The organism is Pustulibacterium marinum (genome assembly GCF_900116665.1).
Lineage (GTDB): Bacteria > Bacteroidota > Bacteroidia > Flavobacteriales > Flavobacteriaceae > Pustulibacterium > Pustulibacterium marinum.
In genome coordinates this window covers 71,444-95,009 of sequence record NZ_FPBK01000008.1, presented here as the reverse complement: position 1 = coordinate 95,009, position 23,566 = coordinate 71,444, and the positions used below count along the sequence as shown (strand labels likewise).

General features: G+C 35.0%; 19 protein-coding genes. 2 read left to right on the top strand and 17 right to left on the bottom strand.

From position 1 onward, the window contains the following. Positions 1-9: 9 nt before the first annotated feature. The gene (locus BM383_RS11585) at positions 10-717 is read left to right on the top strand and encodes a porin family protein (RefSeq protein WP_093025302.1); all 708 of its coding nucleotides are present in this window, start codon (positions 10-12) and stop codon (positions 715-717) included. Here the strand turns inward: BM383_RS11585 and BM383_RS11580 are convergent. The 17 genes from BM383_RS11580 to BM383_RS11500 form a co-directional block, all read right to left on the bottom strand. Beyond that, on the bottom strand, positions 712-1,317 hold the full coding sequence (locus tag BM383_RS11580) for a hypothetical protein (RefSeq protein WP_093025301.1): 606 nt from the start codon (positions 1,315-1,317) through the stop codon (positions 712-714). The genes BM383_RS11585 and BM383_RS11580 overlap by 6 nt on opposite strands. Positions 1,318-1,322: 5 nt before the next feature. Further along, the gene (gene rpoN / locus BM383_RS11575) at positions 1,323-2,783 is read right to left on the bottom strand and encodes an RNA polymerase factor sigma-54 (RefSeq protein ID WP_093025300.1); all 1,461 of its coding nucleotides are present in this window, start codon (positions 2,781-2,783) and stop codon (positions 1,323-1,325) included. Between the two features lie 89 nt (positions 2,784-2,872). After that, entirely contained in the window at positions 2,873-4,306 is a 1,434-nt protein-coding gene (gene asnS, locus BM383_RS11570; RefSeq protein WP_093025299.1) for an asparagine--tRNA ligase, read from the bottom strand. Between the two features lie 263 nt (positions 4,307-4,569). Further along, on the bottom strand, positions 4,570-6,984 hold the full coding sequence (locus BM383_RS11565) for an efflux RND transporter permease subunit (RefSeq protein WP_093025298.1): 2,415 nt from the start codon (positions 6,982-6,984) through the stop codon (positions 4,570-4,572). Between the two features lie 81 nt (positions 6,985-7,065). After that, a complete protein-coding gene (locus BM383_RS11560) occupies positions 7,066-9,591 on the bottom strand; it encodes a DUF5686 and carboxypeptidase-like regulatory domain-containing protein (protein ID WP_093025297.1) in 2,526 nt (841 codons plus the stop codon). A gap of 105 nt (positions 9,592-9,696) precedes the next feature. Continuing rightward, the gene (gene frr / locus BM383_RS11555) at positions 9,697-10,251 is read right to left on the bottom strand and encodes a ribosome recycling factor (protein ID WP_093025296.1); all 555 of its coding nucleotides are present in this window, start codon (positions 10,249-10,251) and stop codon (positions 9,697-9,699) included. Between the two features lie 26 nt (positions 10,252-10,277). Continuing rightward, entirely contained in the window at positions 10,278-10,985 is a 708-nt protein-coding gene (pyrH, locus tag BM383_RS11550) for a UMP kinase (RefSeq protein WP_093025295.1), read from the bottom strand. A 154-nt stretch (positions 10,986-11,139) separates the two neighbouring features. Then, the gene (gene tsf / locus BM383_RS11545) at positions 11,140-11,964 is read right to left on the bottom strand and encodes a translation elongation factor Ts (protein ID WP_093025294.1); all 825 of its coding nucleotides are present in this window, start codon (positions 11,962-11,964) and stop codon (positions 11,140-11,142) included. A gap of 87 nt (positions 11,965-12,051) precedes the next feature. Continuing rightward, complete coding sequence (rpsB, locus tag BM383_RS11540; protein WP_093025293.1) at positions 12,052-12,810, bottom strand: 30S ribosomal protein S2; 759 nt, start codon at positions 12,808-12,810, stop codon at positions 12,052-12,054. Between the two features lie 167 nt (positions 12,811-12,977). After that, positions 12,978-13,364, bottom strand: coding sequence for a 30S ribosomal protein S9 (rpsI, locus tag BM383_RS11535; protein WP_093025292.1), 387 nt, complete (start codon positions 13,362-13,364; stop codon positions 12,978-12,980). Then, positions 13,364-13,819, bottom strand: coding sequence for a 50S ribosomal protein L13 (gene rplM, locus BM383_RS11530; RefSeq protein WP_093025291.1), 456 nt, complete (start codon positions 13,817-13,819; stop codon positions 13,364-13,366). The genes rpsI and rplM overlap by 1 nt, the downstream gene beginning before the upstream one ends. Positions 13,820-14,027: 208 nt before the next feature. Then, the gene (locus BM383_RS11525; RefSeq protein ID WP_093025290.1) at positions 14,028-14,843 is read right to left on the bottom strand and encodes a ferritin-like domain-containing protein; all 816 of its coding nucleotides are present in this window, start codon (positions 14,841-14,843) and stop codon (positions 14,028-14,030) included. A 25-nt stretch (positions 14,844-14,868) separates the two neighbouring features. Beyond that, on the bottom strand, positions 14,869-15,591 hold the full coding sequence (locus BM383_RS11520) for a ferritin-like domain-containing protein (RefSeq protein WP_093025373.1): 723 nt from the start codon (positions 15,589-15,591) through the stop codon (positions 14,869-14,871). 157 nt (positions 15,592-15,748) lie between these two features. Continuing rightward, positions 15,749-18,556 carry a DNA polymerase I gene (polA, locus tag BM383_RS11515; RefSeq protein ID WP_093025289.1) on the bottom strand — a complete coding sequence of 936 codons (2,808 nt, stop codon included), beginning with the start codon at positions 18,554-18,556 and terminating at the stop codon, positions 15,749-15,751. A 73-nt stretch (positions 18,557-18,629) separates the two neighbouring features. After that, complete coding sequence (locus tag BM383_RS11510) at positions 18,630-20,225, bottom strand: MFS transporter (protein WP_093025372.1); 1,596 nt, start codon at positions 20,223-20,225, stop codon at positions 18,630-18,632. A 10-nt stretch (positions 20,226-20,235) separates the two neighbouring features. Continuing rightward, the gene (locus BM383_RS11505; RefSeq protein WP_093025288.1) at positions 20,236-21,297 is read right to left on the bottom strand and encodes an HlyD family secretion protein; all 1,062 of its coding nucleotides are present in this window, start codon (positions 21,295-21,297) and stop codon (positions 20,236-20,238) included. Then, a complete protein-coding gene (locus BM383_RS11500) occupies positions 21,297-22,628 on the bottom strand; it encodes a TolC family protein (protein ID WP_245766576.1) in 1,332 nt (443 codons plus the stop codon). The genes BM383_RS11505 and BM383_RS11500 overlap by 1 nt, the downstream gene beginning before the upstream one ends. 96 nt (positions 22,629-22,724) lie before the next feature. Here BM383_RS11500 and BM383_RS11495 point away from each other — a divergent pair, with 96 nt between their 5' ends. Continuing rightward, positions 22,725-23,543, top strand: a complete 819-nt coding sequence (locus BM383_RS11495) for a helix-turn-helix domain-containing protein (protein WP_093025287.1) — start codon at positions 22,725-22,727, stop codon at positions 23,541-23,543. Positions 23,544-23,566: the final 23 nt, after the last annotated feature.

Genomic DNA, 23,566 nt, shown 5'->3' with positions numbered 1-23,566 from the left:
ATTTGGCTAATGAAATATGTTATATGGTTTATGTTAATTTGTTTTCCTCTTTTATTGGCAGGTCAAAGCAATAGCTCCGTAGAGGGTCTTCAGCAGCGTTATGCAGATAGTACGTATTTTGAAGATCAGATATATGCTGGGATGGTCTATAATGTATTGTTGGGTAAGCCAAGTGGTGTTTCTCAGAATAATTTTTCCAACGGATTTACAGTCGGTTTTATAAAGGATATTCCCTTGAATAACAAACGCAATAAAGCTCTGGGTATTGGTGTAGGTTATGGAAACAATTCGTTTTACTATAATATCCGTGCTTATAAAGCTAATAATGATATTCAATATGAAATTATTGATAGCGATGTGTCCTATAAGCGAAGTAAACTTGAAACACACGCTATTGAAATTCCTTTGGAGTATAGATGGAGAACTTCAGATGTGACTACAACCAAGTTTTGGAGAATATATACTGGTGTAAAAATGAGTTATGCTTTTTCTAGAATATCTAAATACATCAGTAGTACTGAAAAGATTGTATTTACAAACACTGATATAAATCCATGGCAATTGAGTGGTTATTTAAGTGCAGGATATAACACCTGGAATGTCTATGGTAGCTTTACTTTTACAAACATTTTCACTGAAGATATTAAACTTAATGATAGCGATGAACCAATAAATATGGGGTTCTTTAATGTAGGATTGATTTTTTATATCCTATAACCAGTATTGAATGGTTAATAATTGTGGCATTAATCCAATGAATATCCCAACGATTATTTCTGCCATATTGTGGGCTTTTAAATAAAGTCTAGCACTTGCTATTAATCCGCTGATAGCAACCAAAAAAGAAAGTGCTATGGTGACATTGAGCGCGTAATGGAAACTCAAACCAACAAGAAAAGTTGTGACTCCTATAATGGCTGTCATGTGAATACTTGCTTTTATCTTAAATAAAGCCATGATCAAACAGCAAAAATTACTTCCCAATATACCCACAAAGAAAAAATAAAGTTCAGGAGTATTAATTCTAGGCATTAATTTAAATATGATAGTTCCTATAATCAACGTATTGATGAGTAATGGAGGCATTCTTTCTTTTGCAGTGCTTAGTTTAAAGCTTTGAATGATATTAAATTTTAATAGCACCAAAGCAATCAGCAGCGGGACAAATATGGTGAGTATGGTCAATGAAAAAAGAACTATTTTCTTTAGCTCAAATTCATAAAATAACGGAGTTATAGTATAAAAGATGAATACGCCAACTACGGGCATTATAAGTGGATGAAAAAGGTATGAAATGAAAGTAGCAATTCTTTTCATTCTGCCTATAATTGCTTACGAAGACGCGCAACAGGAATGTCTAATTGTTCTCTGTATTTAGCAACAGTTCTTCTTGCGATTGGATATCCTTTTTCTTTTAAAAGTGCAGCAAGTTTGTCGTCTGTCAAGGGTTTTCTTTTATCTTCCTCTTCAATAATGTTTTCGAGTATCTTTTTGATTTCAATAGTAGAAACGTCCTCGCCATCATTATTTTTCATGGCTTCTGAGAAGAATTCCTTGATCAATTTTGTTCCGTAAGGTGTATCAACATATTTGCTATTTGCAACTCTTGAAACTGTGGAGACATCCATGTCTATGATATCTGCGATATCTTTTAGAATCATTGGGCGTAACTTTTGCTCGTCACCAGACAAAAAATATTCCTTTTGATAATCCATGATCGCATTCATGGTTACAAAAAGTGTTTGTTGACGTTGTAAAACTGCATCAATAAACCATTTTGCAGCGTCTAGCTTCTGTTTTATAAACTGAACTGCATCTTTCTGAGATTTCGACTTGTTAGATGCGTCTTTATAGCCCGCTAGCATATCTCTATAATCTTTGGAAACATGAAGCTCTGGTGCATTTCTTCCGTTCAAGGAAAGTTCTAACTCACCATCTCTAATTTTGATAGAAAAGTCAGGGACAACATGTTCTACAATTCTATTGTTTGTGTAAGATCCGCCTGGTTTCGGATTCAGTTTTTCTATTTCGTGAATAGCATCTCTTAAATCCTCTTCTGTGCAATTGTGTTTTTGAAGTAATTTTTGGTAATGCTTTTTGGTGAATTGATCAAATGAATTGTTTAAAATGGCAATTGCCAACTCAACCTTGGCCGTTTGATCTTTTCTTTTTAACTGAATCAAAAGACATTCTTGCAAACTTCTTGCGCCAACACCTGCCGGGTCTAATTCGTGAATAACATTGAACAATATTCGTTCTATATCTTCTTCGGTTGTCATGATGCTTTGCGTGAAAGCAAGATCATCCATGATGTCCAAGACGCTTCTTCTTATGTAACCGCTTTCGTCAATACTTCCAATAAGAAAATAAGCTATTTCGCGATCTATTTCTTTTAAACTAAAAGTGTTTAATTGATTTTCTAAGTATTGATGGAAAGATAACGAAGCTTCAAAAGGCATTGTTTTTTCCTCGTCGTCACTACTGTAATTATTGGCTTGTAGTTTGTAATCCGGAATTTCATCATCACTTAAGTATTCATCTACATTGATGTCTTCAGCGTTTATAGTTTCGCTGTCATATTCGTCATCATATTCATTTGAAAGATCATCAAAATTATCGTCTAGGGTTTCTTCTTTTCCTGTATCTAAGGCAGGGTTTTCTTCAAGCTCATGTTTTAAACGTTGTTCAAAGGCTTGTGTAGGCAACTGAATCAGTTTCATCAACTGAATTTGTTGCGGAGATAATTTCTGAGATAATTTAAACTGTAAATGTTGCTTAAGCATAGGTTTTATAAGCGTTTCTATAAAAATAAAAAAAACAATCTACATCCAAAGTGACGTAGATTGTTTTTGATGTATTTTAACTGAATTTGTTAAAATTCGGCGTTCTGTGGAGTCCTTGGGAAAGGAATTACGTCTCTAATATTTGTCATTCCTGTGGCAAAAAGAACAAGTCTTTCAAAACCTAGTCCAAAACCACTGTGAACAGCTGTTCCATACTTTCTTAGGTCTAGATACCACCATAATTCTTTTTCATCGATACCCATTGCTTTCATTTTCTCAACCAAAACGTCATAGCGTTCTTCACGTTGAGCACCGCCAACAATTTCTCCAATTCCAGGGAAAAGAATGTCCATGGCTCTAACTGTTTTTCCGTCATCATTTAAACGCATATAGAATGCTTTAATTTTAGCAGGATAATCAAAAAGAATTACCGGACATTTGAAATGTTTTTCTACCAAGAAGCGTTCGTGCTCGCTCTGTAAATCGGCACCCCATTCTTCAATAATATAATCGAATTGTTTTTTCTTGTTTGGTTTTGAATCCTTAAGAATGTCAATAGCTTCTGTATAGCTAACTCGTTTAAAATTGTTTTCAACAATGAAATCAATTTTTTCTCTCAAAGGCATTGGGCTTCGATCTTTTTGAGGTTTTGATTTTTCCTCGTCTAATAATCGTTTTTCCAGAAATTCTAAATCGTCTTTACAATTTTCTTTGATGTAGCCTAATACGTGTTTGATGAAATCTTCAGCCAAATCCATATTTCCATCCAAATCCATAAAAGCGACCTCTGGTTCAATCATCCAGAATTCTGCCAAGTGACGAGTAGTATTTGAATTTTCAGCTCTAAAAGTAGGCCCAAAAGTATACACTTTTCCAAGAGCCATAGCATAGGTTTCTGCTTCTAATTGACCAGAAACTGTTAAATTGGTTTCTTTACCGAAGAAATCTTCTTCAAAGTCTACTTTTCCATCTTCTGTTTTTGGAGGATTTTCAGCATCTAAAGCAGAAACTCGAAACATTTCTCCCGCGCCTTCAGCGTCACTTCCTGTAATGATTGGAGTGTTTACATAATTAAATCCATTTTGTTGGAAATATTGATGTACAGCAAAAGACAAAGCAGAACGAACGCGCATTACTGCACTAAATGTATTGGTTCTTACTCGTAAATGAGCATTTTGTCTTAAAAATTCTAACGAGTGTTTTTTAGGTTGAATAGGGTATTCCTCTGGATTCGATTCACCTAAAACAACTATATTTTTTACTTGAATTTCTACATTTTGCCCTTTTCCTTGGCTAGCTACCAAAGAACCTTGTATTTCTACAGCGGCACTGGTAGTAATCTTTTTAAGAACTTCTTCATCAGTGTTTTCAAAATCAACAACACACTGAATATTATTGATGGTAGAACCATCGTTAAGTGCAATAAAACGGTTTGCACGAAAAGTTCTTACCCATCCTTTAAGGGTTACATCTTGCGGAACGTTTACTTCTGAAAGTAATTCTTTAACGCTGTAAGTTTTCATTATACTCATATCATTTAATACCGAAACAAAGATAATTTTTTATACTGATACAAAGATCAGTGGAACATTTATTTCAACTCTAAAAACGTACTTGCTTATTTCTTTTGTAAAAAAATTAACAAAATATACTGTGGCAAGTACTTATATGCATTGTTTACTTTAGTATATTTGCCAGTACATACGTACTGCTTAGCACCATTGTTAAGTAAAAGTAGGTTTGGGGGGTGTAAGGCCTGTTAATTTAATTAACGGGCTTTGCTTTTTTATATACCCTCGTGTTTCTCATCTATTTCATCTTCAATTTCATCACCGTCTAAAATATCAATATTTGGTTCTGGAAATCCTTCTTTATTAGCTACATTTTTCTCTAGAGATAATAATAATGTAGGTAATAAAATTAAGTTTGATAACATTGCGATTAATAGCGTGAAAGAAACCAAACCTCCTAAAGCTTTAGTGCCTCCAAAACTGGAAATCATAAACACAGAAAAACCGAAGAATAAAACTATAGATGTGTAGAACATGCTCACTCCACTTTCCCGCAATGCAGCGTAAACTGATTTTTTAATTTTCCAATCATTCATTTTGAGCTCTTGTCTATATTTAGCTAAAAAGTGAATGGTGTCATCTACAGAAATACCAAAAGCAATACTAAATACTAGAATGGTAGATGGTTTCAGAGGAATTCCTAGGAAACCCATCATTCCACCAGTAATTAACAGTGGTAGAATATTAGGTATTAGGGAGACAATTATCATTTTAAAGGAACGGAACATGTAAGCCATTAGCAATGCAATGAGCAGTACTGCTAGCGCCAAAGAGATAATTAAGTTTTTAATGAGATATGTTGTTCCTTTGGTAAATAAATATGCTTTTCCGGTCATAGTTACATTGTATCTTTCTTTAGGAAAAACTTTATCTATTTCAGTTTTTAATTCTTCTTCTACCTTTTCCATTTCCTCTGTTCCAAGGTCTTTCATGAAGGTAGTAATACGAACAATTTGTCCGGTGGAATCTACAAAATTGGTGAACATATTGGTTTCTGCACCTCCATTTTTAATGTAAGATGCTATAAATGCTTGATCTTGATTTGTAGGTAGATCATAGTATTTTGGATTACCATTATAGTAAGCTTGCTTGGCAAATTTTGCTAAGTTAACTATAGAAACGGCTTTTGATAGATTAGGATTTTCATCAATCACAGTTTGTAATTGATTCATACGGCGTAGTGTAGGCAATTTGGTAGCGCCGTTTCTGCGCTTAGTATCAATCATGATTTCTAGAGGCATAATGCCATCAAACTCCTTTTCAAAGAAGCGAATATCATCAAAGAATGAAGTATTCTTAGGCATATCTTCTATCAAACTTCCTGAAACGCGTATTTGATAGATGCCGATGATACTTAAAACCAACAGACAAATAGCGGCAATATAAACAGATATTTTTCGGTTCCTTACAATGTTTTCAAGCCAAAGTACAAAACCATCTACCCATTTTCTGTTTAGATGTTTTAGGTGTTTTGTTTTTGGAGTTGCCATAAAACTATAGATCGTAGGAATGATGGTTAATGACAAAACAAAAATCAATAGGATGTTTATAGAGGCAACAATACCAAATTGCTTTAACAACTGACTTTCTGTGATGATAAACGTTGCAAAACCAGCTGCGGTCGTAGCATTGGTCATCAAAGTAGCATTACCAACTTTGGTAATTACACGTTGTAAAGCCTTAGCTTGATTATTGTGTTTTTGATATTCTTGCTGATATTTATTAATTAGGAAAATACAGTTTGGAATTCCAATTACAATAATAAGTGGTGGAATAATGGCTGTAAGTACAGTGATTTCATAGTTAAGTAATCCTAGTAAACCGAAAGCCCACATAACACCTATAATCACTACAACCATAGAAATGAACGTAGCTCTAAAAGATCTAAAAAAGAAAAAGAAAATCAATGAGGTAACGAGCAATGCAGCCGCAAGGAAAATAGGAATTTCGTCTACAATAGTTTTTGCATTGAGTGTTCGAATATATGGCATTCCCGATGCTCTAATGTCTAATTGTGTCTCTTCTTTGAAAGACTTAATGATAGGCATGAAATCATTCAGAATAAAATCTTTTCTTACTGCTGTATTTACAATTTCTTTGTCCATGTAAATCACTGTGCGCAGTGTATGATCTTCTTTGTTGTAAAGCAGATTTTCGTAGAATGGTAACTTATTAAAAAGTTGATCACTTATACTATCTAACTTTTCTTGACTATCTATCTTTCCGTTGACTAACGGTGCAATATCAAATTTCTGCTCCTTAATATTCTTTTTAAGTACCTGAAGATTTTCAGTTGAAAGCACCATGGTAATTTCAGGAAGCGCATTCAGTTGTTTACTGAGCCTATTCCAAGCATTGAATTTTTCTGGAGTGAACAGTGTGCTATCTTTTACTCCAAGGACAATTATGTTTCCTTCTTCACCAAAAATATCAAGAAAATGATTGTATTCAATGTTGATAGAGTCATGGTCGGGGAGTAGGTTGGCTTCGGTATACGTAAAACGCATGTTTTTCCATTGCATTCCCATAAACACAGTTATACTCAAAAGAATACCTATGGTTATAATTCTATTTCTTAACAAGGTTCTGGCAATGAAATTCCAAAAGCCAGATAATCGCTTCTTAGCCATGTTCAAATTTTAGAAAGGCAAAGGTATGTATTTTAATGTTTTTTCAAGAATTAGCTCTGTGAAATGTACGCTAATGAAGTATTAGAAATTTACGTTGAAGCTATAGGTGAATTTAAACGAAATGTTATCATCGAAATTTGGTAAATGATATGGCCCGTATCGGTAAGCTCCGCTTAAACCAAATCCTTTGAAAATTCTATTTATCTCCAATCCACTTTCATAATATCCTTGGCTTAGGTTGTCAAAATTTACAAATTCATGGCGCGTTACATTGCTCACATTTCCTAAGGCGTATCTTGAAAATAACGCTAGTTGCGGTTGAAATTTATCAGTAAAAGCAAATGGAACAAATTCATGTCTTGCTTGTAGCGTAATATATCTGTCTGAATAAAATTCATCAAAATACATGGTTTCAAAGTTGTCAATTCCGGCTACGGAAAAGCGTCGCATGATAGCTCCTTTGTTTGGGTTGTTTGGATATGTGTGATATAATTCTCCAATGGGAAGTTCTCCAAAAGCCATTCCGGCATCCAATTGAAAAGAAGTTTTTCCTTTGTGTAAAGGTTGTATTTCGTAATAGGTTCTAAAGTTAAGTTTGGTGAAATTGAAATCACTATTTAGAATTCCTGCAACGGCCTGTTTTGCCTGAAATGTAAATGTGGGGAAGCCCCTTTCAATTTGATCAAATCCATCGGGTGTTAACATGAAAGAACTTTTGGGTTGCCAACTAATAGCTGCTGTTGCGGTGCTGGTTTTGTAGGCGTAATAGTCTTGGTCATTTACATGAAAAAGGTATTCAAAAGTTGGAATTACATCATTTTTGTCTAATTGAATTTTTAATCTTGCTTTAGAGGTGATGTTGTGTGAAAGGCTTAGATGAATATTTCTTGTTTTTTGAAATGTGGTTATGTTAAAAAGTCTTGGCTGAAAAACATAAAAGGCTCTTCCATCTGTTATGAAAGGGTGACTACCAGCTTCGGTAAGATCGTCTGAATACATAATGCCTAGCCAAGTATTTGTAAGTCTGTTTAATCGGGCATCAGCTCCAATTCCAAACTTGAAATTTTTATCGGAAGTTCCGTAAACTCCGTAACCATGAATTTTATATTTGGTTGAAAAGTTTTTGTTGGTAATGGCACCCATTCCTAATCTAAAGCCTTCGTAGTTATTGTATTTTAATAAATAGCGAAGATCCAAATCAATGTAATTTGTATGCAAATAACCATTCATCAACTTCATGAAAAATGCTACGTTTTTTTGAAAATTTTCGGCTTTTGCAATACTGTCAATGTAAGTGTATGTTTCTCTTCCTCTGGCGGTGAGTGAATCGGTTCTATATTGTTTCCAGAAATCTTCATTCTTTCTGTATGAATCCTCTTCAAAAGCTAATTTTAACCCTTTTCCTTTGATTTTTATGGGAGTATTTAGCTGAATGTTGCTGTTCTGTTCATTAAGAATCATGTAGATTTGCTTGGAAGTGTCGTCATCGTCAGTATAAACTACTGTGGAGTCTTTGTCTGTAACACTTGCGTCATTTTCCAGTTTTATTTTTCCTCCAAAAAGGCTTACGGCTTTTTCATTTTCGCCTTTTTTCATTTTTAGCGTTTTGCTAATAGGAAACCATACATTTTCTTTAGGATAGAATTCAAAATTTTGAACAGCATTTACGTCGATCATTCCTTTTAGTTGTGCAACTGCTTTTTGTAATGCATAAGTTTCGGTATCTATATAAAGTACGCCTTCCAAACCAGCAACTGCATCCTTTTCTTTTTGCTTGTAATATATTAAATAAGCTTTTCTATTGGTTTGAATGGTATCGAGAATCTTAAAATCATAATTTCTTAATCCGGAATGGGAGATGGGATTGGTGTACTCAGTTCCGAAAATTGTGTATGTGTCGTCGTAAAAGGAGAACGATTGCATTTGTATGGCCAATGCTCGGTAAATAGGTTCTTCAAGGCCGGCCATTCTAGTTGCTAGTACATTTTCTCTTAGCTCTTCTGATTTAGTGAATTTGAAATCAGATACTTTTTCGGTAATGTAGAAATGTGATTTTTCAAGTTGTTGTTTCAGTTCGTAATCACTTGAGTCAATTCTAACCAACCTACGTTTTCCGTCTTCAATTTTATAAATAGTATCTATGGTGCTAGAAATAGAGTCTGGATTAGCGGTTACAAGGAGTTTGCTGTAAGCTGTAAATTCAAAACTATTTAAAACCCGTTCAGGATCGTTTTGTTTTTTTCGATCGATTACTTGCTGAATAATTCTCTTTGCGGGATTATCATTTGCAGAAATTACAACTTGACCTAGATTTTCAATGGAAGGTTGTAGGTTGATGGTGTAATAATTTTGAGAAGGGTTTACTGCAATTTCTTCGGAAATATAGCCAATATATGAACTGATGATTTTTGTGATACTGTCAGATTGAGTAATAGTAAAGTTACCTTCTCTATCTGTGATGGTTCCTGTTCCTTCTTGGGTAATAACGTTGGCAAAAGGAAGCGGGGTATTTGTTTTGGCATCTTTTACAATTCCTGAAATTTGATGTTGACTATATACCATGCTTCCGCATAGAAAAAGAACAAAGAACAAGAATTTGTACATCATAGGGGGTGGTTCATATATTTGGTGAAATATAAATATTTAAATGCAAAAAAGCGGCTTTTCTGAAAAAGCCGCTTTTATTTTATGCGAAATTTAACAAAAGTTAAATTATACGGTCATGATTTCTTTTTCTTTAACAGTGAAAAGATCATCTGCCTTTTTGATAAAAACATCCGTTAGTTCCTGAATATCTACTTCTGCATTCTTTTTAAGGTCTTCAGAAGCATCAAGTTTTTTAACTTCTTTATTAGCATCTTGACGTGCATTACGGATACTTACTTTTGCATCGTCTGTTTCTCCTTTTGCTTGCTTTACCAATTCCTTTCTACGCTCTTCTGTTAACGGTGGAACGTTGATAATGATCAAATCTCCATTATTCATAGGATTGAAACCAAGATTTGCAATCATGATAGCTTTCTCAATAGGTTGAAGCATTGCTTTTTCCCAAGGTTGTACGCTAATGGTTCTTGCATCTGGAGTGTTTACATTGGCAACTTGTGATAATGGAGTTTGAGAGCCATAATAATCTACATAAATACTGGCTAGCATAGATGGACTTGCTTTACCTGCTCTAATGTTTACAAACTCTCTTTCTAAGTGAGTCAAAGAAGACTCCATAGATTCTTTAGTACTATCTAAAATAAAATCAATTTCTTCGTTCATCGCTTTCTTATTTACTTCAAAGGGTATTATAAATTAACTATTGTTCCAACATTTTCACCTTCCATAACTTTGTAAAGGTTACCTTCTTTGTTCATGTCAAATACTATGATAGGTAATTCGTTTTCTTGGCTAAGTGTAAATGCAGTGGTGTCCATTACCTTAAGTCCTTTTTTCAGAACGTCGTCAAAAGTAATAAAATCAAATTTAGTGGCTGACTTGTCTTTTTCTGGGTCGGCAGTGTAAATACCATCTACACGGGTTCCTTTCAGAATTACATCGGCTTCAATTTCAATGGCTCTTAAAACTGCGGCAGAATCTGTTGTGAAATATGGATTTCCAGTTCCACCACCAAAAATAACAACGCGTCCTTTTTCAAGGTGACGTACAGCTCTTCTTCTAATAAATGGTTCGGCTACTTCGTTGATAGCAATAGCAGACTGTAATCTTGTTTGCATTCCAGCGTCTTCAAAAGCACTTTGAAGCGCCAATCCGTTAATAACGGTTGCAAGCATACCCATGTGGTCTCCTTGAACTCTGTCCATACCATTGCTAGCGCCGGCAACACCTCTAAAGATGTTTCCACCACCAATTACAACAGCTACTTGAACTCCTTGATCAACTATTTTTTTTACTTCATGAGCGTAGTCTGAAAGTCTTTGTGGGTCAATTCCATATTGTCTTTCGCCCATAAGCGCTTCCCCGCTTAATTTGAGAAGGATTCTTTTGTACTGCATTTTTTTTGATTGTGTTGTTAGATTCAATGAATATTGAAGCCAAAGGTAATGAAAAATTTGAATGTTAAAACTCTATGGGAATCTTAAAATTTTGTATAAAAAAAACCGGTTAGATTTTCTAACCGGTTTTTAATTTATGATGATTGTCTCTAAATTAAGCTAGAGCAACTCTTTTAAATCCTGTAACAGTTAACTCAGCATTTACAGATTTTACATAATCAGCAACGCTTTGTTTGTTGTCTTTAATAAAAGCTTGGTTTACTAAAGTGTTATCTTTAAAGAAACGGTTTAGTTTTCCTTTAGCAATGTTTTCTAACATAGCTTCTGGTTTACCTTCAGCTCTTAATTGATCTTTAGCAATTTCAATTTCTTTGTTGATAGTGTCTTGAGAAACACCTTCTTCATTCAAAGCAACTGGGTTCATTGCTGCAGCTTGCATAGCAACATCTTTTGCAGCATCTTCAGCACCTTCTACATTTGCAGAAAGACTTACGATTGTAGCAATCTTGTTACCAGCATGGATGTATGCACCTACGAATGGAGCTTCTAATTTTTCAAAAGCACCTACTTCAATTTTTTCACCGATTACACCAGTTTGCTCAGTTAACTTATCAGCAACTGTAATACCGTTGTAGTCTAATGCTAAAAGTTCTTCTTTTGTAGAAACGCTTAAAGCTAGTTCTGCGATATCATTAGCCAATGCAACGAAAGAATCGTTTTTAGCAACGAAATCTGTTTCACAGTTTAAAGAAACGATAGCACCTGTAGTTTTAGCAGTGTTAACTTTAGCGATAACAGCACCTTCAGAAGAATCTCTGTCTGCTCTTTTAGCAGCAACTTTTTGACCTTTCTTACGCAGTACTTCAATAGCTTTGTCAAAGTCACCTTCAGCTTCTACTAAAGCTTTTTTGCAGTCCATCATTCCTGCACCGGTAGTTTTTCTTAATTTATTTACTTCTGCGGCTGTGATTTTTGCCATGACGTAGTATTTTTTATTAAAATCTGTACAAAGATCTTTCTTTTTTGGAAGGAGTGCTTTGTACAGATTTTATGAAATTGTTATTAATTATTTGCTTTCTGTTTCAGCTTCAGCTTTTGTTTCTTTGTCAGCAGCTTTTTTCTCTTCTTTATCTGCTTTTCTTTCAGATAAACCTTCAGAGATAGCCTCTGTAACGTAAGTAAGAACTTTTTCTATTGATTTTGAAGCATCATCGTTAGATGGGATAACGTACTCTACTTCTCTTGGATCAGAGTTCGTATCAACCATTGCAAAGATTGGAATGTTTAATTTTTGTGCTTCTTTTACTGCAATGTGTTCACGCATTGTATCAACAATGAATAAAGCACCTGGCAAACGTGTCATATCAGAAATTGATCCTAAGTTTTTCTCTAACTTAGCTCTTAAACGGTCGATTTGTAATTTTTCTTTCTTAGAAAGAGAATCAAAAGTACCGTCTTTCTTCATTCTGTCAATAGAAGCCATTTTTTTAACGGCTTTTCTAATAGTTACAAAGTTTGTAAGCATACCACCTGGCCATCTTTCTGTGATGTAAGGCATGTTTACATTTCCTGCTTTATCAGCAACAATGTCTTTAGCTTGTTTTTTGGTAGCAACAAATAAAATTTTTCTACCGGAAGCTGCGATTTTTTTAAGAGCTTCATTAGCTTCTTCAATCTTAGCAGCTGTTTTATATAAGTTGATAACGTGGATTCCGTTACGCTCCATGTAGATGTAAGGAGCCATGTTTGGATTCCACTTTCTAGTAAGGTGACCAAAGTGAACACCTGCTTCTAGTAAGTCTTTAACTTCTATGTTATTTGCCATTTTTGTAATAGTTTACGTTCCGTTGAAAGTATGTGATTAGCAATGTGAAGTGGCGCTTTTAACGGCCTTCAGCATTTGGATGCTAAACTAACTCTCTTTTGCAAGAGACAACGACAACTGTTTTTTTTAATAATTGAAAAAATACGTTTAAAAAACGTGATAAAAAATTAACGTTTAGAGAACTGGAATTTCTTACGAGCTTTCTTCTGACCAAATTTCTTACGCTCTACCATTCTTGGGTCTCTAGTTAATAAACCTTCTGGTTTCAAGGCTAATCTGTGTTCAGCATCAATTTCGCATAAAGCTCTTGAAATTGCTAAACGAACAGCTTCTGCTTGTCCTGTGATTCCACCACCATATACGTTTACTTTAACATCGTACGCTTCGTCTGTACTAGTTAATGTAAATGGTTGTTTTACTTTGTACTGTAAAGTTCCAGTAGTAAAGTAAGTGTTTAAATCTTTTTTGTTGATGGTAATGTTACCATTTCCTGGGGTAACATATACACGTGCAACGGCAGTTTTTCTTCTACCAATTTTGTGAATTACTTCCATTACTTAAGATCGTTTAAGTTAATTGCAGTTGGTTTTTGAGCTTCTTGACCGTGCTCTGCGCCAACATACACTTTTAAATTACGGAATAACTCTGCACCTAATTTGTTTTTAGGAAGCATTCCTTTTACTGATTTTTCTACTAAACGCGTAGCATCTTTTTCAAAAAGTTCTGTTGCGCTTAATGTTCTTTGACCACCTGGGTAACCTGTATGACGTACATAAGTTTTGTCATTCCATTTGTTACCTGTAAGATTGATTTTCTCAGCGTTGATAATCACAACGTTGTCTCCACAATCTACGTGCGGTGTGTAACTAGGCTTGTACTTACCTCTAAGTATCTTTGCTACTTTAGAAGCAAGACGCCCTAACGTTTGTCCTTCAGCGTCTACTAAAACCCATTGCTTATCTGCAGTAGCTTTTGTAGCTGAAATTGTTTTGTAGCTTAATGAATCCACACTAAATTAATTTATATAATTAAACATTCCATTCCCAATTAAGGGAGTGCAAAAGTACAACTATTTAAATGAATTGCAAATCTATAATGAGAAATATTTTTTTGGAAAGTATTTGTGTTTGAATGTTTTACAAGGTAACTACTATATATGAATCAACAAAACCGTCTCTTATAAGGGCGGTTTTAGTTTTGAAGATGATTCTTTTTTACTAAGAAACTATAAACAAACTTGCTATATTTACAGCTTCGTTACCTGTTAATATTTCGTCATAAGCTTCTGTAGCGGCCTCCATACCAAATGGTGATCCGCTTCCAAGAGAAGTTACATCAACTCCACCTTGAGTTATATTGTCTTCACCATTATATACGGCTTGGGTAGCTTCAGGCATTCCGTCTCCTCGTTCAGCATTGGTAATCCAGCCTTTCAAACCTCTTATTCTTCTAATTTCAGATGCATGTCTAGCTTCTACAGAATGTATTTGTAAGGCAGGTGTTAAGAAATCTGTTCCCATTAAATTGCTAGCTTGTCCTTTGTAAGCTCTTACACCTGTATCTTCAAATGCTTGTGCTAAAGCTAATAATTGTGCGTATGCAGCAGGGTTGGATGTGTTGAACGGATCAAAAGCGCCACCTGCTGTAAAGTCAAAAGTAGGTTTTTCTACTGGTGTTACTCCAGCACCTTCTAAACCTGCAATTAGAAAATCTACATGAGCTTGCTCGTGTTGTGATATTTGCATGTAGACTGTTTCTACATTACTATCAGAAATAACACCAGATTGTAGCGCAAGATCATAAAATTCATCTTCCAAATATTCTAATGTAAGTGCCAATTGCAGTGCGTTTACTGCATTGTCCATAGATTGTGCTTGCGCTTTGTTGGCAAATGTAGAGAGTCCAAAAGGTATGGCAGCTAAAGCAGCTTTTTTACCTAGTGAAGAAAATGTACCAAATATTTCACGTCTTGATGATGTTCCGTTTACTAAATTTTCATTCGAAAATTCATCTAAAAATTTTATTAAGTTCATAGTAAATGTCTTTAGAGATTAATAATTATGGTAATTGTGTTGCAGTGAATGGTGTAGTAATAAATCCTGTATCACTAACGGCGGCAATAATTTCTGATGGTGCCATGGCTAAGTCTAAGCCATTACCATCTACTACATCGTTTCCTGCAAAATCTGCAGATCCTGGATTGATTAATGTTCGGATTGCTGCAGCATGTCTAGCTTCTACCGAAACTATTTTTCCTGCAATTACTAGGTAATCTGGATTTGAAATTAAATATCCAGCCCCATTATAAGCAGCAACGCCTGTGTCTTCTAAAACTTTGGCGGTTGCTATAACTTGATCACGGCTATTCCAATCTAGGTCTCCGTAGTCAAATTCCAATGTGGGTAATTTAGCTTCGGTATTCGATCCAACAGCAGCAGAAATTGCCGCGCTAAAAAAATCTCTATGATTTACTTCGTGATTATATAGGTCTGTAAAAAGTGTCATTTCGTCAGAAGAAATTCCGCTGTAGAAATTATTAACAACTCTGGTGTAGAAATCTGCTTCTAATTGTTCTAGTGCGTATGCGTAATTTAAAACTCCTAAATCACCTGAACCAAGATCAAAAATCTCTGGGTTCGGATCAATCATTGTTCCGTCATCATCATCGCTACAAGCCATTATAAGTCCTGCGCCTGCTAGTGCAAGTCCGCTCATTTTAATGAACTGTCTTCTGTTCTTCGCTGGTTTTACCTGCTGAACTCGTACAACTTCTTTTTTCATAGTAGTAGAATTTTTAAGTTTATACAAGTATCTACGAGAGAAAACATCCATCAGTTTTTAGAATCTATGATTTTTTCAAAATAAAACTCTATTTGTTCTTATAAAGCAAAAAATCCGAAGGTTTACTTCGGATTTTATCAATTATTTCTATAAAATATTAATGTGCAGTTAACCAATCATCCCCAAGCCCCACTTCAACATCTAATGGAACTGTCATATTATAGGCGTTTTCCATTTCTGTTTGAATCATTGCTTTCACCTTGTCTAATTCTGGTTTGTAAGCGTCAAAAACCAATTCATCATGTACTTGTAAAAGCATTTTGGTTTGATACTCTTCAGTTTGAAGTTTTTTATGAATATTGATCATTGCCAATTTTATGATGTCTGCAGCACTTCCTTGAATAGGAGCATTTACTGCATTTCGCTCTGCAGCACCACGAACTACTTGATTACGAGAATTGATGTCTGCTAAATATCTTCTTCTTCCTAAAATAGTTTCCACATAGCCATTGTCTTGTGCAAAATGCACTTGTGAACTCATGTAGGCTTTAAGTTTTGGATAGGTTTCATAATAGGTGTCAATCAATTCTTTGGCTTCGCTTCTGTTTAGAGAAGTTTGGTTGCTCAATCCAAATGCGGAAACACCATATATAATACCAAAGTTTACAGTTTTGGCATTGCTACGTTGTTCGCGCGTTACGTCTTCTAGATCAACTTTGAAAACTTTTGCAGCAGTAGAAGCGTGAATGTCTTCTCCATGTTTAAAGGCGTTGATCATAGTTTCTTCTTCACTCAATGCAGCAATGATGCGCAATTCTATCTGAGAATAATCGGCAGCTAGAATGGTATACTCTTCATTTCTTGGTACAAATGCTTTACGTACTTGTCTACCGCGTTCCGTTCTAATTGGAATATTTTGAAGGTTTGGATTGTTGCTACTCAAACGTCCGGTAGCAGCTACGGCCTGACTGTAGACTGTATGAATTCGTCCTGTTTTCGCATTGACTTCTTTTGGCAAGGCATCTACATATGTACTCAATAATTTATTCAGCGATCTCCAGGTTAAAATGTCTTCAACAATTTTATGGTCTTTAGCTAAATAAGAAAGTACATCTTCTGCAGTAGAATATTGACCAGTTTTGGTTTTCTTCGGTTTGTCTACCAATTTCAATTTGTCAAATAAAATAGGACCTAATTGTTTTGGAGACGCCAGGTTGAATTCTTCTCCTGCTTGTTCAAAAATTGATTTTTCTAATTCGGCTATGTCAGTTTTTAGTGCTTCAGAAAGTGTTCCTAAGAATTTTTCATCAACATTAATTCCTTCAATTTCCATAGCGGCCAGCACTTTTACCAGTGGAGCTTCTACTTCTTCAAATAATTTTTTAGCATTTCGTTTTTCTAATTCAGGAGCAAAAACTTGTTTTAGTTGAAATGTGATGTCTGCATCTTCTACAGCATATTCCGTCTGTTTGTCGATGTCTACAGAGCGCATCGATTTTTGATTTTTCCCTTTTTTACCAATCAACGTTTCAATAGAAATAGGTTGGTAGTTTAAATACGTTTCGGCGAGCACATCCATATTATGACGCATGTCTGGATTGATTAGATAATGCGCAATCATGGTATCGAATATGGGACCGTTTACGGTAATATTATAGTTGGAAAGAACTTTGATGTCATACTTTAAATTCTGACCAATTTTTTCAATTTCTTCAGCCTCAAAAAATGGTTTGAATTCGTCAACAATAGCTTTTGCTTCTACCTGATCTTCTGGAATCGTTACATAATATCCTTTTCCGGCTTCCCAAGAAAATGCAATACCTACCAACTCTGCCTCTAAAGATTTTAAGCTGGTGGTTTCGGTATCAAAACAAACACTTTTTTGAAGCATCAATTTGTCTAATAAAAGCTTTCGAGCTAGTTTAGAAGTAACCGATTGATAAAAATGAGGATGCGTTTCTGCAGTTATAAATCCAGAAGTTGTAGTTTCTACGGTAGCTGTTGCTGTAAGATCTGCAAAAAGATCGGTTTGTCCGTTGTTATTTTCAGGAGTTACACCCGCAGCAGTTTGCAAGGTTTCTTCCTTTTTATAGGCTTTCATTAAATTTTCGGACATTCTTCGGAATTCTAACTCTTGAAAAATTTCATTCACTTTTTCAAAATCAGGATCACACATTTCAAAGTTCTCCTCATGAAATTCTACCGGAACATCTAGCATAATTCTGGCTAATTCTTTAGAAAGTAGTCCTAGTTCTTTGTTGGCTTCTACTTTCTCTTTCATTTTACCTTTCAACTGGTCTGTGCTTGCTAAAAGATTTTCCATACTGCCAAATTGCTGAAGAAACTTAATAGCAGTTTTTTCGCCAACTCCAGGTAATCCCGGAATATTATCAACCGAGTCACCCATCATTCCAAGGAAATCTATAACCTGTTCTGGAGTTTCAACCCCAAATTTTTTCTGAACTTCAGGAATTCCCCAAATTTCTATTCCATTTCCCATTCTTGCCGGGCGATACATGAAAATATTTTCGGAAACTAACTGGGCATAATCTTTATCTGGTGTTACCATAAAGGTTTCGTAACCTGCCTTTTCAGCTTGTTTGGCCAACGTTCCAATGATATCATCGGCTTCAAAACCTTCTTTCTCAATACAAGGAATATGCATTGCGGTAATAATATCCTGGATAATAGGAATGGCAATACGAATAGCTTCAGGCGTTTCATCACGATTGGCTTTGTAATCGGTAAACATTTCGGTTCTGGCAACACTTCCGCCTTTGTCAAAACAAACCGCTAAATGATCTGGATTTTCTCTTTTGATAACATCTAAGAGCGAATTCATAAACCCCATAACGGCACTGGTATTCATGCCTTTTGAATTGATTCTTGGGTTTTTTATGAAAGCGTAATAACCTCTAAAAATAAGTGCGTATGCGTCAAGTAAGAAAAGCCTTTTCTTTGCCATTGTTCCTTTTGTTTAATTTGATAACAGGTTTTCAAAACTACAAAGAATTTGGCTTTTCTTCAGGTAAATTTGGTTAAAGCGGTACTAGTTTGTCACCAATCTTTCGAAGATGATATTGGAAATGAGGAATTAAAGCAATGCTTAGCATTACCAAAATAATAAATGTACTCATGTAGATATAATAATCTCTGGCGTATAGCAAATTAGTTTGCTGACGTACTTCTGCTCCCAATAATTTTTTTGCACCTGCTTTGGCCTGCAATTGTGAAGCGCCTTTGTTTAAAAATGCCTGAGAATAAGCTTTTATATGCTGAGTGCTTTCGGGGTTTGTTGTTACTACTTCCTGCGCAAAATCATTATAATGCGTACTTCCTTGTTTTAAACTCATAAAGGCAATCAACGCCATGCTGGCGGTAAAGGAGAAAAAACGATATGAAACTCCTGTAACAGAAGCTGAAAATCCAATTTCTGCAGGAACTCCGGTCGCGTAAAACATTACTATAGATAGCATTAATGTACCATTACCAAAGCCTTGGAAAAATAGTGGTAGCCATAAATCGCTGGTTTCAGCTTGATTTCCAAAAATGAAGATCATGTAGATATGAAAAAATAGGAGCGATGCAAACCCTGTAAGCCATATAAGTCTTATTCGAGTACCTACGAGCAAGAAACGTGCGGTTAAAGCGGCTCCTGCAAAAACGCCAAGACCATTCACAATCATTACGTACGCTTTGTGGTAAACATCAAGATGTACTCCTGTGGCAAAAAATCCGTAAGAGACACTAGTGTCACCTTTAGAGAAATAAAATGCTATAAGCATCAACATTCCTATTCTAAAATTTCGGTGTTTATAAATAGAAAGGTCTATGTATGGTTTTTTCAGTTTTAATTGTCGGAAGAAAAATAGGAGTAATGTTACTACAAAAAATATGGTAGCATAAATAATGTGCGTACTATAAAACCAATTGTAATATTGACCGTAGCAAAGAGTGTAAGCAGCAGTAATTAATGCGGAAGCGTACAATACAAAACTTCTCCAGTCTACTTTTTCTTTAAGATGAGATTTTTCTACTCGTAGATCTACATTGTTCTTTAGGCAAATAAATAGCAATGTAAATCCGGGAAGACAGATGAAAATCTTCAGCATAAACAAAACATTGAAATTATAATACGAAAAGATAAAAGCATCAATAATGTAAGATAGCGGAATGGAACCCAAAAGTGATCCATACAATAGTGCGTAGCCCAAAATACGACTTCGTTGAGAGTGAAATTGCTGAAATATTAATGCAAACAAAGTTCCTATAAATGCTAGTGAAAGCACTCCGCCAAGAAAACGGAATACAAATAGAAGAATGAGATTTTGAGTGTTGTATAAAATCAAATTCAGCAAAACGTATAAGATGCAACTCGCGGCAAAGTATGGCTTTGTGGTAAACTTATTGGCAATGGCTTTCTCAAAAGGAAATGCGCTTGCAATGGCCAAATAATATAGGACTACCGAAAATCGAATATCATTGGAATCACCGTTGTAATAACTCATAGCGCTATTCATTCCTCCTAAATAAATTCCTAAGAGTGCTCCAACGGGAATCAATGTCATGAAAATAGCCAATAACATTAACCAGCGAGGAACCCACTTTTTAAATGAATATTGATATGTGGTCATACAGTTAGATTTATGATTTTGGAATTTCCACTTCGGCATTCATACCAGCACGAAGATTTACTAAAGCTTTTTCATCATCTTTAAACTGAATACGAACAGGGAATCGTTGTGTAATTTTTACAAAATTTCCTGTAGCATTATCTGGTGGTAATAATGAAAATTGAGAACCTGTTGCAGGAGAAAATGATTCTATAGTCCCGTGAAATCTTTGGTTTGGGTATGCGTCAATCTTTATTTCTGCTTCTTGCCCTACATGAATTTCTGCGATTTGAGTTTCTTCAAAATTAGCAACAATCCATTTTCCTTGATTTTGATCTACTATAAAACCAATGGTTTGCCCTTTTTGTACCAATTGTCCTATTTGTAAATTCTTTTTACCCATGTAACCGTTGGTGGGTGCTGTGATTACAGCATATTTTAGATCTAAATCTATCTGATTCAGAGCAGCTTTTTTTTCTGCAATGGTAGCTTTTGCTACTTCTATTTGCGCAGACACATCATTGGTTTTGCTTAGTGAGGTTTTGTAGGTTCTTTTCATGGATTCTACATTGGCTTCTGCAACTTTTAATTTCGTTTGAATATCTTCAAAATGTTGTTGAGTAACCGCGTCGTTCTCCAATAGATTTTTGTAACGCTCAAATTCCTTTTGTTGTTGCCAAAGTTGTGCTTGTGCAGCATCTATTTGTGCTTGATTAATGCTAGAGCTAGAGTTTGCGGTATTACGATTGCTTTGAAGTACTTTTAATTGTGCTTCTGCGGCGCTCAAGGCAGCTTCGGCCAATTGTTTTTGTACCATAGCCTCATTTCTGTCTAGTACTACAAGTGTATCTCCTTTTTGAACCTGTTGATGATCTTTATATTTTATTTCTTGAACATATCCGTTTGCTCTACTTAGAATTGGGTTGATATATTCTTGAACTTGTGCGTCGTTTGTGTATTCGTATCTCCAGTGATTAATGGTTGACATAACGCCCCAAATGATCAATCCTATGAAGATGAACAGTGCAACTAAATAGGTGATTTTAACAACTATTCTGTCGGTCTTTTCAAATTTTTTTAATTCTTCACTCATTATAATGCTCCTGATATTTTTAATAATTGATAGTAGTGTAGTTTAGCCGCAATTTGGTTGTTTACCAACTCAAAACGTGCTTGTAGTAATTGTGTATCTGCATCAATCAAATCTGTTAATAAGGATAATTGATTGAAATACGTTTGGTCTACAATGCGGTAGTTTTCTTTTGCAGATTGAATATTTTCTTCGGCAACATTTACTTTAACCAAATCTTCATTAAACCGGCTGTAGGCTTGCTTTACTTTTTTACGTAATTGGTCTTCTATGTTTGCTTTGGCTACCTTTTGCTGTTCCACTGCAATCTCTGCCGCTTTCTCTTTGTGTTTATCATGGTATAATGCAGAAAGGTCATAGGATAATTTTACTCCTGCAATTCCTAATAAATAAGGTGATTCTGCATATGGGTACAATTTGATTTGTGGGTAAGAATAAGCGTAATTGCCAAATAAGCCAATTTTTGGTCGTTTATCGGCTTTGAGTGCGTCTGTTTTTAATTCACTTAATTCAATTTGATTATCAGCCATTTTTTCTAATGGTGATTTTGTGAGGGTTTCGGTAACATAATTTTCATAGGCTTTGTCAATTCCTATAGAGCCCAACTGAATTGTATCTGCAGGAACAATAGGTAAATCATCTTCATTTCCCATGAGAATATTGAGTGATTGTGTAGCCAGTACAATATTGTTTTGCATGGTGACCAATTGTGTTTGTTGTTTAGATAATTGCAACTTGGCACGCAAAACATCACTTTTTAAAACCACTCCATTGTCAAACAATTGTTGAATCAAGCGAACACGCTCTTTATTCTGTTTAATATTTTGTTTGATAAGGTCTTTGAACTCATAATAGCGTTGTAGATCTAAATAGGTCTGAATGACTTCAAAATGTAATTGATCTTCCGTTTCTTCTTCAATGTGAATTAAAAAATCCTCTTTTGTTTCGGCAGTTTTAATAGCCGTTTTGGTAGCTCCACCGGCATAAATATTGAAATATGCACTTGCAGATGCCTCATAAATACTATGATCGTCTAAATGAATGTATTCCGCATCATTGGTGATTCCGTTTACAAAAACAGGGACGTTGGCCAATTTCCCGTAGGAAGCGTCAAAATCTATAGAAGGTAATTTTTGACTCTTGGCGTCTTTGATGTGTTCTTCGCCAATTTCAGTTTGTAAATGTTGTTCTTTAAGTTCTTTGCTAAAGGTTGCAGCTTTTTGCCAAGCATCTTCTAGGCTAATGGCAATACTGTCTTTTTCCTGAGCCATTGCAAATGGCATATATAGCAAAAACAAAAGGAAGAACGTTTTTTTAATAGCAGTGTTTCTCATTTCCTTTTTCATTTGATGCAAAGTTCCAAAGAATGTTAAAGTCTTGTTTTTTATAATTAGTCAAATATTTATTAATTTGAGCCAAAAATAAAAGCTATGGAAATTAGTCACGATGGAGTTCGATTTCTAAATGATGTTGATACTCAGGAAGAAAGTATTTATGTACACCATACAAAGATTGAAGAAAAGCTGCCAATACACACGCATGACAAGCATCAATTGAGTTATGTAGAGGGTGGAATTGCTTTTTTGAATACTCCCACTAATTCATATTTTCTTCCGGCACGACATTTTGTTTGGGTTCCGGCAGGAATGCGCCATAATGTAGAATTGCGTTCACCTATTATTATGGTGCGTAATTTGTATTTTCCTACCAATCTATTTCCAAAGGATCATAAGTTGCGAAAAATGGGAATCTATCCGGTAACTGATTTGATCATGGAAATGATTTTATATACTGAAAAATGGCGTGGAGGTTTTACCAAGGAATCATCAGAAAAGTATGAGTTTCTTATAGCCTTGCGAAATGTGTTGATGGCTGTTTCTAGAATTCCACTTCCAGTAGCATTGCCGACTACCAAGAATGCTTCGCTTCAAGCGATATTAAAGCATATTCATTTGAAGTTAGATGGAAATCTAAAACTAGATTTGGTAGCGAAAGAATTTGGAATGAGTTCTAGAAGTTTATCACGTTTATTTCGGGAAGAGATGGATATTTCATTTCTTCAGTATGTGAAATTAACGCGCGTAATCCGAACTATGGAAATGCTTTTGGAAACCGACATGTCTGTAAGTGAAATTGCATATGCTTGTGGTTATAGCAATGTAGCATCACTAAGTAATGTGTTTGAGCAAATGGTACACATGCGGCCAATAGAATTTAGAAAGCGAAATTTGAAAAGAGAAGCTTATTGAGGTGTTTGTCTATAAATTGTTAA

Coding starts and splice junctions, on each gene's coding strand:
- BM383_RS11560 (WP_093025297.1), bottom strand. CDS start 9,591: ATGATGTACAAATTCTTGTTCTTTGTTCTTTTTCTATGCGGAAGCATG.
- pyrH (WP_093025295.1), bottom strand. CDS start 10,985: ATGCAGTACAAAAGAATCCTTCTCAAATTAAGCGGGGAAGCGCTTATG.
- frr (WP_093025296.1), bottom strand. CDS start 10,251: ATGAACGAAGAAATTGATTTTATTTTAGATAGTACTAAAGAATCTATG.
- tsf (WP_093025294.1), bottom strand. CDS start 11,964: ATGGCAAAAATCACAGCCGCAGAAGTAAATAAATTAAGAAAAACTACC.
- rpoN (WP_093025300.1), bottom strand. CDS start 2,783: ATGCTTAAGCAACATTTACAGTTTAAATTATCTCAGAAATTATCTCCG.
- BM383_RS11580 (WP_093025301.1), bottom strand. CDS start 1,317: ATGAAAAGAATTGCTACTTTCATTTCATACCTTTTTCATCCACTTATA.
- BM383_RS11510 (WP_093025372.1), bottom strand. CDS start 20,225: ATGACCACATATCAATATTCATTTAAAAAGTGGGTTCCTCGCTGGTTA.
- rpsI (WP_093025292.1), bottom strand. CDS start 13,364: ATGGAAGTAATTCACAAAATTGGTAGAAGAAAAACTGCCGTTGCACGT.
- BM383_RS11565 (WP_093025298.1), bottom strand. CDS start 6,984: ATGGCTAAGAAGCGATTATCTGGCTTTTGGAATTTCATTGCCAGAACC.
- asnS (WP_093025299.1), bottom strand. CDS start 4,306: ATGAAAACTTACAGCGTTAAAGAATTACTTTCAGAAGTAAACGTTCCG.
- BM383_RS11505 (WP_093025288.1), bottom strand. CDS start 21,297: ATGAGTGAAGAATTAAAAAAATTTGAAAAGACCGACAGAATAGTTGTT.
- BM383_RS11500 (WP_245766576.1), bottom strand. CDS start 22,628: ATGAGAAACACTGCTATTAAAAAAACGTTCTTCCTTTTGTTTTTGCTA.
- rpsB (WP_093025293.1), bottom strand. CDS start 12,810: ATGGCAAATAACATAGAAGTTAAAGACTTACTAGAAGCAGGTGTTCAC.
- polA (WP_093025289.1), bottom strand. CDS start 18,556: ATGGCAAAGAAAAGGCTTTTCTTACTTGACGCATACGCACTTATTTTT.
- BM383_RS11525 (WP_093025290.1), bottom strand. CDS start 14,843: ATGAACTTAATAAAATTTTTAGATGAATTTTCGAATGAAAATTTAGTA.
- BM383_RS11495 (WP_093025287.1), top strand. CDS start 22,725: ATGGAAATTAGTCACGATGGAGTTCGATTTCTAAATGATGTTGATACT.
- BM383_RS11520 (WP_093025373.1), bottom strand. CDS start 15,591: ATGAAAAAAGAAGTTGTACGAGTTCAGCAGGTAAAACCAGCGAAGAAC.
- BM383_RS11585 (WP_093025302.1), top strand. CDS start 10: ATGAAATATGTTATATGGTTTATGTTAATTTGTTTTCCTCTTTTATTG.